This window comes from Nostoc sp. (genome assembly GCF_036916655.1).
Classification (GTDB): Bacteria; Cyanobacteriota; Cyanobacteriia; order Cyanobacteriales; family Nostocaceae; genus Nostoc.
In genome coordinates this window covers 12,763-28,431 of the sequence record NZ_JBALFY010000008.1, presented here as the reverse complement: position 1 = coordinate 28,431, position 15,669 = coordinate 12,763, and the positions used below count along the sequence as shown (strand labels likewise).

At 42.0% G+C, this 15,669-nt stretch carries 16 protein-coding genes and 1 tRNA gene; 6 read left to right on the top strand and 11 right to left on the bottom strand.

What is annotated here, in order from left to right:
- Nucleotides 1–291 precede the first annotated feature (291 nt).
- The gene (locus V7L31_RS01745) at nucleotides 292–1,749 is read left to right on the top strand and encodes an AAA-like domain-containing protein (protein WP_334694663.1); all 1,458 of its coding nucleotides are present in this window, start codon (nucleotides 292–294) and stop codon (nucleotides 1,747–1,749) included.
- Between the two features lie 257 nt (nucleotides 1,750–2,006).
- Here V7L31_RS01745 and V7L31_RS01740 read toward each other — a convergent pair whose 3' ends face one another.
- The 10 genes from V7L31_RS01740 to dnaN form a co-directional block, all read right to left on the bottom strand.
- On the bottom strand, nucleotides 2,007–2,384 hold the full coding sequence (locus V7L31_RS01740) for a hypothetical protein (protein WP_334694662.1): 378 nt from the start codon (nucleotides 2,382–2,384) through the stop codon (nucleotides 2,007–2,009).
- A gap of 309 nt (nucleotides 2,385–2,693) precedes the next feature.
- On the bottom strand, nucleotides 2,694–3,332 hold the full coding sequence (locus V7L31_RS01735; RefSeq protein ID WP_334694661.1) for a ThiF family adenylyltransferase: 639 nt from the start codon (nucleotides 3,330–3,332) through the stop codon (nucleotides 2,694–2,696).
- 127 nt (nucleotides 3,333–3,459) lie between these two features.
- Nucleotides 3,460–4,293, bottom strand: a complete 834-nt coding sequence (locus V7L31_RS01730) for a hypothetical protein (RefSeq protein WP_334694660.1) — start codon at nucleotides 4,291–4,293, stop codon at nucleotides 3,460–3,462.
- Nucleotides 4,294–4,710: 417 nt separating this feature from the next.
- A complete protein-coding gene (locus V7L31_RS01725) occupies nucleotides 4,711–5,427 on the bottom strand; it encodes an AbiU2 domain-containing protein (protein WP_334694659.1) in 717 nt (238 codons plus the stop codon).
- Nucleotides 5,428–5,603: 176 nt separating this feature from the next.
- Nucleotides 5,604–7,037, bottom strand: a complete 1,434-nt coding sequence (locus V7L31_RS01720; protein ID WP_334694658.1) for a vWA domain-containing protein — start codon at nucleotides 7,035–7,037, stop codon at nucleotides 5,604–5,606.
- A 301-nt stretch (nucleotides 7,038–7,338) separates the two neighbouring features.
- Nucleotides 7,339–7,545, bottom strand: coding sequence for a hypothetical protein (locus V7L31_RS01715; protein ID WP_334694657.1), 207 nt, complete (start codon nucleotides 7,543–7,545; stop codon nucleotides 7,339–7,341).
- Between the two features lie 77 nt (nucleotides 7,546–7,622).
- Nucleotides 7,623–7,691, bottom strand: a tRNA-Phe gene (locus V7L31_RS01710).
- Between the two features lie 32 nt (nucleotides 7,692–7,723).
- Nucleotides 7,724–8,446, bottom strand: a complete 723-nt coding sequence (locus tag V7L31_RS01705; RefSeq protein WP_334694656.1) for a hypothetical protein — start codon at nucleotides 8,444–8,446, stop codon at nucleotides 7,724–7,726.
- A 602-nt stretch (nucleotides 8,447–9,048) separates the two neighbouring features.
- Entirely contained in the window at nucleotides 9,049–9,249 is a 201-nt protein-coding gene (locus V7L31_RS01700) for a hypothetical protein (RefSeq protein ID WP_179066998.1), read from the bottom strand.
- A 984-nt stretch (nucleotides 9,250–10,233) separates the two neighbouring features.
- Nucleotides 10,234–11,397 carry a DNA polymerase III subunit beta gene (gene dnaN / locus V7L31_RS01695; RefSeq protein WP_334694655.1) on the bottom strand — a complete coding sequence of 388 codons (1,164 nt, stop codon included), beginning with the start codon at nucleotides 11,395–11,397 and terminating at the stop codon, nucleotides 10,234–10,236.
- A gap of 376 nt (nucleotides 11,398–11,773) precedes the next feature.
- Here dnaN and ada point away from each other — a divergent pair, with 376 nt between their 5' ends.
- Nucleotides 11,774–12,874 carry a bifunctional DNA-binding transcriptional regulator/O6-methylguanine-DNA methyltransferase Ada gene (gene ada / locus V7L31_RS01690; RefSeq protein WP_334694654.1) on the top strand — a complete coding sequence of 367 codons (1,101 nt, stop codon included), beginning with the start codon at nucleotides 11,774–11,776 and terminating at the stop codon, nucleotides 12,872–12,874.
- Between the two features lie 193 nt (nucleotides 12,875–13,067).
- Nucleotides 13,068–13,763 (top strand): DNA-3-methyladenine glycosylase family protein, encoded by a 696-nt coding sequence (locus V7L31_RS01685; protein ID WP_334694653.1) that lies wholly within the window; start codon nucleotides 13,068–13,070, stop codon nucleotides 13,761–13,763.
- Nucleotides 13,764–13,835: 72 nt separating this feature from the next.
- Here the strand turns inward: V7L31_RS01685 and V7L31_RS01680 are convergent, their stop codons facing one another.
- Nucleotides 13,836–14,087, bottom strand: coding sequence for a hypothetical protein (locus V7L31_RS01680; protein ID WP_334694652.1), 252 nt, complete (start codon nucleotides 14,085–14,087; stop codon nucleotides 13,836–13,838).
- 185 nt (nucleotides 14,088–14,272) lie between these two features.
- Here V7L31_RS01680 and V7L31_RS01675 point away from each other — a divergent pair, with 185 nt between their 5' ends.
- Genes V7L31_RS01675 through V7L31_RS01665 form a run of 3 tightly spaced genes read left to right on the top strand, consistent with a single transcriptional unit; the run spans nucleotide 14,273 to nucleotide 15,669 of the window.
- The gene (locus V7L31_RS01675) at nucleotides 14,273–14,869 is read left to right on the top strand and encodes a sigma-70 family RNA polymerase sigma factor (protein WP_334694651.1); all 597 of its coding nucleotides are present in this window, start codon (nucleotides 14,273–14,275) and stop codon (nucleotides 14,867–14,869) included.
- A complete protein-coding gene (locus V7L31_RS01670) occupies nucleotides 14,866–15,213 on the top strand; it encodes a hypothetical protein (RefSeq protein ID WP_334694650.1) in 348 nt (115 codons plus the stop codon). Before V7L31_RS01675 ends, V7L31_RS01670 begins: the two co-directional genes overlap by 4 nt.
- 12 nt (nucleotides 15,214–15,225) lie before the next feature.
- A complete protein-coding gene (locus tag V7L31_RS01665; RefSeq protein ID WP_334694649.1) occupies nucleotides 15,226–15,669 on the top strand; it encodes a Spy/CpxP family protein refolding chaperone in 444 nt (147 codons plus the stop codon).

Genomic DNA, 15,669 nt, shown 5'->3' with positions numbered 1-15,669 from the left:
GAGAAATTTGGTAAGTTGGGGCTATTTGAACTTAATTACAGTCAGAAATAAATAACCCTTCATTGTACCAGAAAATATTTATGCAAGAGTTCTAGAGATAATCAATCAATATAGTTATGTTTATTTATACCTACTTATCTAAATCGCTCTAAAGATAAATGTATATTTTATTACTAGTTAAATAATTCTCTAAGAACGGGTAAGTAACTGTTGAATAACTGTTTTAAAACATGAAACAATGAGGAGATAGCTCAGACGGTAAAGAAAAAAAGCAGATAGATAATTAGCGACATGAAGCAATCTAAAAGCACGAGAAAGCGGGGACTTGTCCTGACGATCGCTGGGTTGAAGCGTTTACAAGCGGCGATTCTGACTATGGAAAAGGTACAAAACAATGGGCGTCGCTTCACTCTAGAAGATTTAGGCGATCGCATGAATGTTTCTACCAAAACTCTAAACCGATTATGGTCGTTGAATACAGGCGTGGATCAAAAAACCCTGAAATTGTGTTTTAGTGCCTTTAACCTAGAATTACACAGGGAAGATTATGCGATCGTTAATGAATCGAATCATGCCGAAAGCTATCAAGCTTTTTCCCGGAGCTTGGATACATTAGATACAAAAAAAGCCGAGATATCCCAGTTTTTGTCCTTAGATACTTTTGCTACTCAGCACCACGATCAACTAGAAAATCTTTGGTCATACCCAGATGGCCCCGTAGCTTTAGATTCTCCGTTTTATGTTGAACGTCCCCCCATTGAGGAACTAGTTTATCGAGAAGTAATTCAACCTGGCTGTGTGATTCGGATTCGAGCGCCAAGAGAGATGGGTAAAAGTTCTCTTGTGCTACGGTTATTAGCCTTTGCTCAGATGCAAGGTTATCGCCCGGTAAAAATCAATTGCAACCAAATAGATTCCAGTTGTCTGACAAACTTAAACAAGCTTTTGCGTTCTCTGTGCTGGCAAATTGCCACTGAATTGGGCATTGATCCGAAGCTAGATGACAAATGGGATGAGGAAATAGGCTGTAAGTTGAGTTGCAGTTTATATTTGCAATCTTATTTGCTCAAGCAGAGTCAAAGCCCAGTAGTTCTAGTATTAAATGAGGTTGATCGCTTTTTTGAATATCCCGAAATTGCTCAGGAGTTCTTTGGTTTGTTGCGCTCTTGGTATGAAGAAGCACGACAAGATAGTAACTTGCAGAAACTAAGGCTAGTGGTGGTTTACTCCACAGAAGTATATGTTTCTCTGGATATCAACCGCTCTCCATTTAATATTGGATTACCGCTCCATCTACCAGAATTTACTAAGCAGCAAGTAAAATATTTAGCTCAAAGGCACGGACTAGACTGGAACTCTAATAACGAAGTTACCCAACTGATGTCTCTGGTTGGGGGACATCCTGCACTGATTCGGATTGCTCTGTATTATCTATGCTGTCAAGGAATCACCTTAGAAGAACTGATACAGGATGCGATCGCTAATGGCGGTATCTATCGTTATCATTTATGGCGACACTGGGCAATCTTACAAGAAAATCCCAGTTTGGTAAAGGCATATATTGAGGTTGTGAACACAAAGCAAAGTATTTCTCTGAACCCCATTGACGCTCATAAGCTCGAAAGCTTAGGGTTGATTGCTTATGAAGGCGATCGCATCCTACCGCGTTGCGAACTCTACCGTGCTTACTTTAAAAAACAACTAGGCGTTGCTGAGTTTGAATATAAATCATTACAAAAACGTGCTTGAGAAACTATCAGATACTCTTTCTCTCGCACCTCCCGTATCCCTTACCTACGGGACGCTAAAAGTAGTAAGCTACGCCCTATCGTACAGAAGTAAAAGAGAAGTTCGAGTGGTGTGTAGCTCCGCTCAGACTTCTCTTGATCATGAATTCTTAATTTGAAAAGTATTCAGCAAGCCCTAATTAATTTTCCATATCACCCAATTGTACAGAATTCATACTGAATTCTGACTCCTGAGTTCTGAATTCTTCTTATAAACAATTAGCTAACTGACCAATAAAGCTGATAATCCTCGATATAAAATGTTCCATTATTACAAGACATTTTAAATAAGAAGTAATAATCTCCTGGCTTCCAAATACTAAATTCTTGCTCTTGTTCTTGAACATTGGCTATCGAACTACTGTTAGGGATGCTCATACTGGCAGTTTGTATTCCGTTCTGCGCTCTCATCAGAAAAACTTCCAGCATACAAAAACCCTGTAAATCAGCCAAATAACGAATTTTAAAACGGATTTTTCCACCATCCCGTAAGGTCTTTTGGATAGAAAAATTTTCGGTTTGAATGGGATTGCCAGACAGATTAATGCCTTTGCCTTGTGTTAATATATAGCTTTGCCTTTGATTAAGCGAACTCATAGTTTTTTATTCTATAAAAGAATAGAATTGATTGGAATAATTGCATTTTTGACAAAGATTTGTTACCGTCACGTTTGTATTTTCTCGTCATCAGTAAGAAAATGCAATGACAGATAAGAGAGTTAAGAAGACAGTTAATGTCATCTCGCTATCTTGCGGAATAGAGTTTCCCGTCACTTTCAATGAATTATCCTATCTTGTGGGGTGGACATCTTGTCCGCCCTTGGCTACAGGCGCTCGTGTCGCCCATCCCATAAGCAGTAATTGAGTATTTTTTTATTTGGAAGTCCCTAAGAACGTCTACGCAACCTATAAAAACAAAGATTGAACGGTCAGATCCTTGAGGGTGATAGTGAAGTTACGCTGCTCTGCTGTTGCAATGAATGAGATAATTGCTTCACAAACTACAGCAACGGTTAATATCACCAGGTTTCGTGCTAAGGGATAATCACAGACATCATCATTCACCTCAGAAGGAACGCGATAAACGTCATTCCAAATCACTTCGGCATAATCAGCCGATAATCCAGTATGAAGACAAGGAATGCCTTTTTGCTCGGCATAATCTTTCACTGCTTGACGTGCCAAGCTGTTATCAAAGACATCAATAATTAGCTGGCTGTCTTGGAGTAGTTGAGTTGTATTTGCTGATGTCAACTCCTTTGTTTTGACATCAACTTTAGTACCAATCGCTCGATATAAATTGTTCGCCAATATTTTCACCTTAAATGCTCCCACATCAGAACGGTAGTAAGGCTGAGTCGAAAGATTCCGCTCCTCAATGCGATCGCGATCAATTACTGTCAGTTTATCAAAACCAGACCGAGCTAAGTTTTCAGCAATGTTAGCTCCTAATGCTCCAGCCCCGCAAATTGTGATCGGATAATTTTTCAGCTTTGCCATCACAGCATTGCTGCGGTAAAGCTGTTCGTGAAAAAAGATACTCATAACATTTTGGATTTTAGATTTTGGATTTTAGATTGTGTACTCGGTATTAAATCTGTTTTACTCCTGTTAGCGCAGCGGGGCGTAGCCCATTCTGACTCCTGAATTCTGAATTCTGAATTCTCTAATATCACCACTCTTGTTGTTCCATGACACCCACTAAGGATTGCAAGTCAAAATCGTGATCGCGTCCACTCAGACAAATGCCAGAACTGACAACAGTCAAGTCTGTTTTTGCGATCGCACTACTATGGCGAACACCATCAGCAGTTGTCCAATCGACTGTCCAGTAATCGCCGCGATCGTGGAACTGCTTTAATTCACCGCCGCCGATCTGCAATGCCTTTCTCAGTCGTTTTTCATCCTGTTGGGGTTGACTAAAACCCTCAATGCGCCGACTTGCTAATTCATACACTGTGCGGATTTCTGGAGTGATGCCCTTAAACTGTAATTCTTCAACAGGAATAAGTTGCTTGAGGGCAGATTGCAGAGTTTCAGAAATTGCCGGATCGGTACGGCGATCAACTTCCTCAAACCAGCAAGACTGTCCATTCCATCGGGCAATGATTTGCTCAAAGGTAACGCCCTCGGTAACTAAGTGGACTGCGATCGGTTTAACTACCTTTAACCGTTGACGCATATCTATTTCATTCACAGGGTATGCTAACCAAGTTTGTCCCCGCAGTTGATGTGCTAACCGCAGTCGTATTTGGGGAAAGTGTTGCAGATATTCCGCAATCTGGGGTAAATCGGCTTCTTCCACAACCGTTGCTGTCTTCTGATCCACAGCCTGAAATATTCCCCAACCCTCAAATTTACTAGGCTTTGGCGTAAAGGTGCAGATTATCCCGGCTACCCGTGTGCGAACCCGTCCACCTTTGACACAGGGCGCGAGGAATTGGGTGGTATATAACTGTGCTTCTGCGATCGCAATTTGGTTGATTAGCTTAAATATGTTAGTCATAACTAATACCAATTTTAAAAAATAAGGCTGCCAATGCAACTTTATAAAATCTGACTTTCTTAATTACGAATTAATATAATTCTGCGTGCAAGTTGGTGGAGCATTGCGTGTTCTCAGTTACTAGAGGGACTCCGCTGGTGAGTTGTTACACACTCTTTCAAGGATGGCTACTTTTAAGCCTACCTCCTAGGTTCTTCGCACTCCCCGTTCACACACGCCCACTGTATTTGACAGTGTACCGTTCCTCTCGTACTAGTATGTAGGCTCCAAGAGTTGGGGCACGCAGGATATTAATATAATACAATATACTACACAAAATTGGAAGAGATGAAAAGAGAGATTTTGGAGTAGTGCGATCGCTGCTACTTCATACGTCTTCTTCATGAAATAACTGTTTTCTCACAGTAATTTTTATTTCTAAAAGTCTATTCCTTCTAGTTTTAGCTCTATTAGAGGAACAGATAATTTTTGCATATATCTATTACAAATTTCAACACCTTGACTTGTTAGTTGATACAAATCACTGAATACAGGAATATCCTTACCTAATACTTTATTTTCATGGTTATCGAAAACTTGAAAAACTTCCTCGCTGATTTGGTGTAAAGTTGCATCTCTTTTGGCAGGAGGTTGTTTTTCAATCTCTTCTGTAGTGATACGACCTTGCTGCCAAATGAATTCATCTCCATATTTTCTATAGACTTTTGCTAGATCATCACTAATTAGTGAAGGAAATTGTTTGTGATCGGTATGGGCAATAGTTTTGTCCCTCAAATGTTTTAGCTTTTTAACTAAAATATTGTTTTCCTCTGTGACAGATTTTTTATCTTGCTTTAGCATTTGATTATCAATAGGTTCTGAACATCCCCAATATCTATAATCAGATTCAATCATGTTTAGAATTTTTAAAAGTCCCAAAGTATTTTTATCCTCATCATACGCTCTGGCTAGTTTTAATACTCCAGTTTCATAATGAGCCATACGTGACCAACGAAAGAAGGGTGGATACTCCTCAAGGCGTTTGTTACTTTCGTGCGTCATCCATTCATGAATTTTTAAATGACAATGTGATAAATATAAGCTCTCCCCAAGTTCTATTATTTTTGATTCAAACTTTTCTCTAGAAATATTCATAATTTTTGATAACGATAGATAAAATTTTGACACGATTTATAATAAATTACTTTTAAACAATAAATAACAGTGATAATACATAAAGAAAGCTAGTTTTAAGGATTGGAAATTCTTTAGTGTGAAGTGAGATAATATCAGGATGCGTTAAAAGTAACTATGACGCACCCTGATTTATTCTACTTATCCTCTCTTACAGGCAACGCCATATCCAAAATCTCCATCAGCAAATCTAGACGAGAGGGGCGTGTCAGGAGTGGGACGATGTTCGGCAAACTGTAGTAGTCACCCGCGAAAGTGAACGTATCTACAGGTGCTTGTTGCTGCTTCAGTTGACTCTCCACCCAGTTGTAATGAGTACCCACACGGACAATCACCACATTAGGCATTATCGCCAACTCCCGGCAGTAGTTCTTGTAGACTTCACCGAAGTAAGGAGCCGCATTTTCGCCTTCATCCGTCACCAAGATGATTTGGTCAACCACCTGCTTTTTCCGCCGCATTGCTTCCAATGCACAGCCGATACTAGTACCACCGCCTGCATTGATGTGCTGGAAGGCACGCTCCCAGTCGGTCAACTCCTTGCCCTTTGCTGTAACAGCGTAAGGAATGGTGTCAAAGGCGTAGACAAACAGTTCTGCCTGAGTGATACCAGAGATTAGGGCAGCGAGTTGCTTACCGATCGCGATCGCATTTTCCATTGAACCAGACTTATCCACCAGTAAAGCAGTTGGACGTGCGATCGCACCGCGCCGTTTCACCTGTTCGTTTGTCACCTTTTCCAGTTGGGCAACGGTGTCTGCGTCAAAATCTCCTGCGTCTGTGGCAATCTGTGCTTTGAATGCTGAGACACGCCCGCTCTTAGACGCTGACTCCAACTTAGAGTCAATCAACTTTTTGACTTGTGGGTGATCCATTGCACCTCTAGTCTGAAGCGATTTGAGGTTATTGATCGCTTCTTGAGGAGACATGCTATTGATCAACGCCACCAATACAACTGGTGTAAGTTGCTTGATCGCACCAATTGCGATCGTGTAAGGAATGTTGAACTCCACAATTAGCCGTGCCTGTTCTGCCGCACTTTCAGCCTTAGCAAGCTGCTTCAGCACATTGGCTAAGGAACCCTCTGGAGGAGTATCGCCAAACAGAATCGCATTTGCCCGCTCATTTGGCTTGATGTGCAGTGAAGCATATAAGTGCTTCATTGCTTTACGACCTCGCAAAGCAGCGCGATCGAATAGAGCCGGATTGCTCTCCCGCACCTTTAAATAACGCCGCACCGCAGTGCGAGCCGAACGAGGCAATTTATTCTGCTGTTGCTTCATGAAGTCAACTACACGAGCTACCTGATAGGGTGGAAACTCTTGCAGCATCATAAATCCAGCATCTCGGTGTTCAGTCAAATTGCTGGTTAACAAATGAGCAACAAACACTTCCTTGTGGTCGCGGACATCACCATGACGCTGATACCAAACTGCCAGGTGTCCGTAAAAGATGGGATCGAGTTCAATAATTAACTGATGAATTTCTGCGACTTGCTCAAGTTTACGGTGAGGAGTTGTCAGCAAACTGTTGAGCATTTCCAAACGCAGGTCACGTTCTGCGGTATTCATTATGAACCTCCTCTAAGAATTTTGGATTTTAGATTTTGGATTTTAGATTGCAACCTAAAATCCAAAATTGCAGGAGGCAGATGTTGCACGCGGGGCGATAAAGTCACCGCGCAAGTTGTAGAAGCATTGTGTATAACTTGTGCAGAGTTATGTAAGCTTCTGCGATCGGGGCGCGGCAACAACTGCCAAGTAAAAGGGACTGGGGATTAGGGATTGGGGACTGGGTAATTAGCAGAAAATTATCGAATTTGCTCTTATTCCCTAAAAGTAGTAACTGCGTAAGCTGCCATCATATCTGCCGCTATTGCGACAGCACTTTTTGAAAGCAGCGGCCAGAACCGCAAGGACAAAGGTCATTGTTACCAAGCTTTTCTTGTAGTTCCTTGTTGCCATGAACAAAGCGACTACCACGTTTGACAGCTTTTTCAGATGGGTAGCCACGACGACGTTTGCTCGATGGTTCAAAAGCAGAAATCGTCGAAATCTTCAGGCTCGATGTTGAAATCATTAATCTTCTTCATCGTTCTCACCTCCATATTGAAATGAAATAAAATCACCTCATGCAAGTCGAAAAAGCTGTTGATTCACACACGGGATTTGAACCCGTAGTTGCTTGAGCTTTATTCAAGTGCCTTACCATTCGGCTAGTATGTAAGCTTTTTCAGTTAGGGCACGAAGTGAAAATTTTAGGTTTTAGAAAGTTGATTTAAAATAAATCGGATTTCTTTCTTATTACACTGCTGTTTCTTAGCAGCGTAAATCATTCGACCTGTATATGCCACAGAACGATGAATCACACCTTTGACAGCATCCATCACATAATGAGTGGGTGGCGATGGCAAATCTTCAAAGGTAATGAAATACCAAATATCATTTAGCTTCTGATATTGATGATAATTATCAATGATGACAATATCAGTTTGTTCCTGCTTTGGCTTTTGCTTTCGAGGTATTTTGTCGGCTGCACAAAGAATTCCGGTTTCAGGATGGATATAGAAGCGATCGCGATGATTTGTATCTAGCTGACTTCGATATCCTCGATAAGGCTTGCTATAAAAACCACCATCAATTATTTCTACATACCGTTCAACATAGTCCCACACATGATCGATAACATGCCGTCCGGCCATAGTGTTGGGGTCTAATCGTTGACATAGTTGGCTGTAAACGTCATTCCAAGGCTGTCCGACTTGCGATCGCAAAAACCGACGCAGAGGGCCGAGATGATCTGAAAGATATTTGGATTTATTTATTGGTTTAATCAGGTAGGGATTCAACAACCCATCCTGAATTGCGTCCTGAGTGATTTTGTATAATTGCTTCTTAAAGCCAGTCACTTTTTTGAGGCTAATTCTTCTCCCACCGCGAGGACGCTCAATCACTATCTCGCTCAAACGATGTTCGCTCATATCTCACGTTGTTTAAATGCAGTTGTACTAATTGAGTTGTGATTAAACATGAGTTGGCTAACATCATTGAACTCACCTCTGTATTGAGTAAAGGTTATAGATAAATATGATTTGAAGAAGAATGCAGAATTCAGAATTCAGAATTCAGAATAAAAATATTAGACAATCACACAAAATTAAATTCTGTTAGCGGATAACTAAGGTTTAGCCCATTCTGGCTCCTGACTCCTGAATTCTGTTTTGTTAAATAGTTTAAATTCCGCACAAGTTAGCAAAGCAGTTTTCACAATTGCCTATACCAATTTGGCTACGCTCCCATCAAAGGGAGCGACAGGACTTGAACCTGCATTCCGTTACCGGAGTGTGTAGGCTTTACAAGTTAGGGCGCGAAATTAAGTCTTAAATCGTTCCGTACAAGTTCAAGAAGCGTTTTACAGCTACGGCCGCTCTTACCAACTATTGGCAGTGGGCACGCACGCTAAATCTGCGAGAGACTTAGAAATCATGCTTCGCTTATTCGATCGCTCGAACTTTACTACCTTAGGGCCGTTATGAATGTGTATGTATGCTTCTTCTGTCGGGGCACGGAAAGACTAAATACTTTAACCATAGACAGCTTCAGGGCGGATAATCAAATCACCACTGGGGCGGCGATCGATTATATAAGCAGAAAGGCGATCGCTATTCACATCTAAATGGCGAGCAACCCGCTCTTTTACTGCCACATCATTCATCCCTGCTGCAATTCCTAGTTGTGTCTCTGGGAGATCAACAGAACGTCCTTCAAATCGAATATGAACCATTGCAATCACCTCTTTTTAATCACGAATTTGTATTAGTGGATCTGATCGGGATTGAACCGATACCCTCCCTGTGAGAGTTACACTCACACCTCGCGCAAGTCGAAAAAGCTGTGGTGACACACGCAGGAATCGCACCTGCAACTTATCGTTTTAGAGACGATAGCTCTACTATTGAGCTAGTATGTAAGCTTTTTCTGTCAGGGCACAAGTGACATCCGGGATCTCTACCGTTAGAGCTACAGACCCAAGTTTGAATAACACCGATGTACTCAACTTCAATTGAAGTAGTGTCTAGTGGTCTGTCCCATTAATTTTGTTGGGCTGCTAGATCCCCTACTTCTTGAAGAAGTCGGGGATCTGAAACCACTAACCTCTCAAAACTTTTGGGACAGACTTAGTGGAGCCGTCGGGAATCGTAGGCTTTGCCTTCCCGTAGGGTACCCGAATCCTGCAACCGTCCGTTTGTTGGTTTCGGAGCAGTCGAACCCCAATCGCAGCCACAAAAGTAGGCACTACCGAAAGAAGTTGCGAAACTAATCCCTAAAAAAGTAGCATCTATGCAATTGTCACAGTTCCAAGAGGTTTTAGTTTTGCCTTTGAGGAGGCTTTAATGTTCATATTACATTTGTAATACAAGACTTACATAATGTCAAGAGGATACTACAAATTTTTTAGGATGACTTACACGCAAGCAGTAGTAATACATTCACATGATTGCACTTTTGTCAAGAGTATGCAGAAATTTATTTTCGTTTTAAGTCAGTCGGCAGAATAAAACCAAACTATATTAACAAAAATGAATGAGGCTGAAACCCTTTTCACTCTTTCCTCCTGCCTGATCCCAACGACAAAGGAAAAGATAAGCGACTTTCGCTTGCGAGTAAGCGGAACCTTTTGGAAATATCTATCAGTCTTTTTTGATTGCTCTTTTCAGCAATCCCAAGCCACCATTACTTCCTCACCCAAGTCCTGCATAACTTCTTTTTAACTTCTAAGTTGCACAGGCATAGCTAAATAGGTCATTTTCAAACCACCCAATGGTGTAAAAATCACTGGAGTTAGGCTTTGATTCAAATGCATTTGAATTTCGGAAGATGGTAACTCTTTCAAGCCTTCCATCAAATATTTAATATTAAAGGCAATTTCTATATTTTCCCCAGAAATCTGTGCCGACATCGACTCTCTACCACTGCCAACATCTTGAGCTTCACAAGATAAAGTAATTTCCTGAGCTTCGCTGTCAATACTGAGTTTGACAATATTATTTTTCTGATCGGCTAGCACAGCAATCCGCTCTAAAGTGCTGACGAATTGTCGCCGTTCAATTGTCACTTGTCGCTCAAATTGGCGCGGAATTAATTGTCGATAAGCAGGATATTGCCCTTCTAATGTGCGACTAGTCAAGCGTTGATTTTGCCATGCAAATACAACTTGACCTTGATCGAAATATAAAGCTACAGGTTCATCTGATGAGGCGCTATGAGCTAACATTCGTTGGAGTTCGCGTAATGCTCTCGCTGGTACTGTTACTTCTAGTTGAGTGGTTCCACCTAAAGGACGCTCGTTGCTAGTTTCTACAACTGCAAGGCGATGTCCGTCGGTAGCTGCAAATTCTAGGGTGTCTTGTTTAACTGTTAAATGCACACCAGTGAGTACTTGCTTGGTTTCATCAGCACTGGTAGCAAACAATGAACCGCGTAATCCCTCAATTAATGCGGTGGTGGTGAGATGGATTACTTCTGTATTTTCAATCACAGGTAGTTCGGGAAATTCTTCTGGCCCCATTGCTCGGACTTGGTAATGTCCACTTTTGGGTGTGAGTGTAACAATTAAGCCTTCTCCACCGGATGTTGCACCTGTAAGGGCTGATTCATCATCTAAAGTGATTTCGCCTTCTGGAAGACGAGAGGTGATGTCTACAAGTAATTTAGCAGGAAGTGCGATCGCGCCACTTTGCCATACCTCAGCATTAAAGCTGGTGCGGATTCCCAAGCTGAGATCGAAGGCTGTTAAGCTTACTTGGTTAGTTTCAGCATCCGCTTGTAACAGCACATTGGCAAGTACCGGATGAGTCGGCCGTGAAGGTACTGCACGACTAACGAGTGAGAGGTTTGTACTGAGATCGCTTTGGGAGCAAACTAATTTCATAAGTCAGATTCAGCTGGTGAAAGATATCGTAACACCCTTATTGTTCATAGACATATTACGTGTTTAAAAACGATAGACAAGATGTCTATCTCAATATATTTTTTATTTGGGAGTCCCCGATTGTAAACTATTCTCGGAAATTAAATGCGATCGCAACGATCACACCACAGGCATCGGATGTAATATCGTTTAACCGTAGTTACACCAAACTGAGCCGACTTTGATCGCAACAATCAGATAGAAAGTAGTTTTTCAATAGACTTAATCTAATGTTATGGCGTTTTTTGGGGCAGGAGATAGAAACTCTTTTGTACCTCAGTTACTTGCATTCTGTATCAAGTTTAGTATGTAGCGATCGCCCGATGATTTACCAGAAATGGCAGCAGAGGCATTAATGCAATTACAACAGACACAACTTTTAGAGAAAACCCTCTGGGAAGCAGTTCTCAATCGAGATCCCAGTTTTGCAGGTAAGCTGTTCTATGGTGTTCGCTCTACAGGCATTTATTGTCGGCCTATTTGCCCTAGTCGCCGACCAAATCGCAATCAAGTTTGTTTCTTTCAATCAGCACAAGAGGCTGAAATTGCAGGTTTTCGACCTTGTAAGCGCTGTCAACCACAATCTGAAACAGTTCCAAGCACAGCCAAAGTCTTAGCAGTATGTCGATATATTGAAGCACAAGGTGATCGCATCCCAACCCTTTCGGAACTATGTTCTCAAGTGGGAATGAGTTCTAGTTACTTACAAAGGAGATTCAAGCAAATAATTGGTGTATCGCCTTTTCAATATGCAGATGCGCTACGTAGCCAACGATTGAAACAGCGTCTTCAGTCAGGGGAAGAAATTGCTCACGCCGTTTATGACACAGGGTATGGTTCAAGTAGTCAACTCTATGAGAAAGCACCTAAACAACTGGGAATGACACCAAAGACTTACCAACAAGCTGGAAAAACAATTAGTATTGTCTATGCGATCGCTCCGTGTCCACTAGGATATTTGCTTGTGGCAACAACAGAAAAGGGTATCTGTGCCGTTAAACTAGGTGATGAAGCAGACAAGCTTGAACATATCTTGAATCAGGAATTTCATCAAGCGCACATCATCCGTGATGATCGCACACACAAAGAATGGATACAAGCAATCCTCGACTTTATTGCAGGAGGTGAGGTACATCTCGATTTACCACTTGATGTCCGTGGTACAGCATTTCAGAAACAGGTTTGGCAAGCATTACAAAAAATTCCTTATGGTGAAACACGTACATACACCGATATCGCCTGTGATATTGCCAAACCCCAAGCAGTCCGCGCAGTGGGAAATGCTTGTGGTGCGAATCCGATAGCGCTGATTGTACCGTGTCATCGTGTGCTACGGAGTGATGGTAGTCTTGGTGGTTATCATTGGGGAATTGAGCGCAAACAAAAACTGCTCACACAAGAATCAACCCCCAAGGGGGAATTAGGAATTAAAAATTAAAAATTAAAAATTACAATTCTCTTGAAAAATAAGTCAGAATTCAGGGGCAAAGCCGAAGACGTTTCCGTTAGCTCCGATCAGAATAGTCATACATAATTCATTCTGAATTCTGAATTCTGACTCCTGAATTCTGTTCGATAAATCAATTAACTTGCTCTGTATCCTAATTTTTTTAGGTTGAAATTTCTGAAAAATGACATTGGAAGAAACAGCCGCACAAACACCTGAACTAGAATCATTGACTGAAGAAAGTCTAACCCGTGGTCTAATGGTGCTTGCCAATATTGACAGCGATTTGGCTGGGATTTTAGAGACGCTGGGGCCTCCACCAATATGGTCAAGAGAACCGGGTTTTGCCACGCTTCTGTGCATAATTCTGGAACAGCAAGTTTCCTTGGCAGCAGCAAAGGCTGTATTTTCCCGGCTCTGTGGGGTTGTTGTAACTCTGACACCAGAAAACTTTCTGACATTAGATGATGCTCAATTAAAAGGGATTGGATTTAGTCGGCAAAAGATTCTATACTGTCGTGGGTTGGCGAATGCGATCGCAAGTGGTCAGCTTGACTTAACGAAGCTGGAAAGAATGGATGAAACTACCATCAGAACTGAGTTAAAGCGCCTCAAAGGGATAGGAGACTGGACAGTTGATATTTATTTACTGATGGCTCTGCAACGTCCTGATGTCTTTCCCAAAGGTGATTTAGCGATCGCGATCGCTTTACAGCGACTCAAAAAATTGGCGACGCGTCCAACACCAGCACAACTAGAAGCAATGACACAGCACTGGCGGCCGTGGCGAGCAGTTGCGGCAAGACTTCTATGGCACTATTACCTGATTAATCCTAATTCTGCTTATAGCGGTTCTCGTTTACGTGAGGTACACCCGTAAGGGCAATTCATGAATTGCCCCTACACCTTGCGATACAAGGTTGTACCGCATCTGAATGAGAAAGTCTATTTATTAGCGATAGTCATGCTCATGTCTTAAGCGCCATTCACGGCGCTCATGTTGTCTATGTTCCCATTCACGGCGCTCACGTTGTTCACGCTCTCTACGTAACAAAGCCAGCCTCGCTTGTTCTCGTTCGCGCCATTCATGTCGGTGATTGTTTCCTAGAATGATTTCTACTTGAGCAGATGCACGGTCTGCTAAAACACTCGAAGTTAGCAAAACACCTAACAAGCAAGATGAGAGAATTCTTTTCATGTTCATAAAGACATACCTTTGATTGAACCAGAAATCTATAGCTTTAGACTTCTTCCTTTCACAAAAGGTTCAATTAGGGCAGACCAATTCTTAATTGCTCATTGTGTGGCGTGGATCTGATTTGAACCTTTTTCCCATTCATCCGGTCTAATAAATACAAGCAACGAAACGAATAGAGGAGAACGCCTCAGGTGTTAGTTGTGCCAGCCAAGGTTTCAAAAGCAAATCAATTGATTGGTGAATTAGAAAGCGAATCTGACAGTTATCTAGTACAGCAATGTCTACGAGGTGATACCCAAAGCTATGGTCAGCTTTACCGTCGCCATCAGCAAAGAGTCAGGTCAATCCTCTATAAACTCTGTACTCCTGCCAGCCTCGACGATGTGGTGCAGGAAGTGTTTCTGCAAGCCTGGAAAGGATTGCCCAAGTTTCGCCAAACAGCAAAATTCTCTACCTGGCTGTACCGAATCGCTTGGAACGTCGCTTATGACCAGCGACAGGCAGATGTTCAAAGGCGAACTCAATTACAGATTCTCAGTGAAAAAACTCCTACCGAACAGGAAGCCCCAGAGTTAATGAATCTGCATTATCAAGACCTTGTACAACGGGGACTTGCAAACCTAAGTTTTGACCATCGCACGATATTGGTTTTGCATGATTTGGAAGAAGTACCTCAAAAAGAGTTAGCACAAATCCTTGACATTCCCCTGGGAACAGTCAAATCACGCCTATTCCATGCTCGTGCTGCTATGCGTCAATTTCTCCAAAACCAAGGGGTGCAGCTATGACTCAGTTACCCAATGATGATCCTGACCTAATTAATTTTCTCTGCCAACATAGCCCAGATGTTCCGCCAGCCTCACCTGATTTAGAACAACAAATTTTACAACAGGTGAAAGCTTACACTCAGCCACCCTTACGCCACTATTCAAGACCGAGGTTAGTTCTACCTACTCTTGCCGCTGGATTAGTAGCTGCTATAGTTGGCTACCGTGCTTTCATCCCCACTCAACCGAGTCCGGCTGAACTTGCCACATTGGAAGGTTTTATTGAAAGCAATTGGCAAGGTACAGTCAGTAACGAACATCTAGAAAGTGATGTATGGCATTTTACAGATTTAGATACTGAATAGGAGATCGCTTTGATGTTAATCCGTCGTGTTTCCATTTTGGCAGTGGCGATAATTGCTCTTAGTAGCACTATTGCTCTGGCCAAGCCAACTTTAATTTCACAGCAAGTCATTGCCCAAAACTCCCGTGCTAAATCAGGAGGATGGCTCAAGGATTTAAATTTGACATCCCAGCAATTGCAACAGATTAAGCAAATTCGTAATCAATCTAAACAGCAGATAGCCCAAAAATCACAGGAAATCCGTCAAGGGCAACAGGAATTACACGATCTGATCGCAGGGACAGCTACTAAAGAGCAAGTGCGGGGTAAATATAACCAAATTAACCTTCTAAAGCAGCAGCTTAGTGATACCCAGTTTGAAAATACCCTTGCGATTCGGGAAATCTTGAACCCAGAGCAACGGCAGAAATTTGCCGAACGTATGTATAAGAAAAATCCTCCCGCACAGCACAATTAA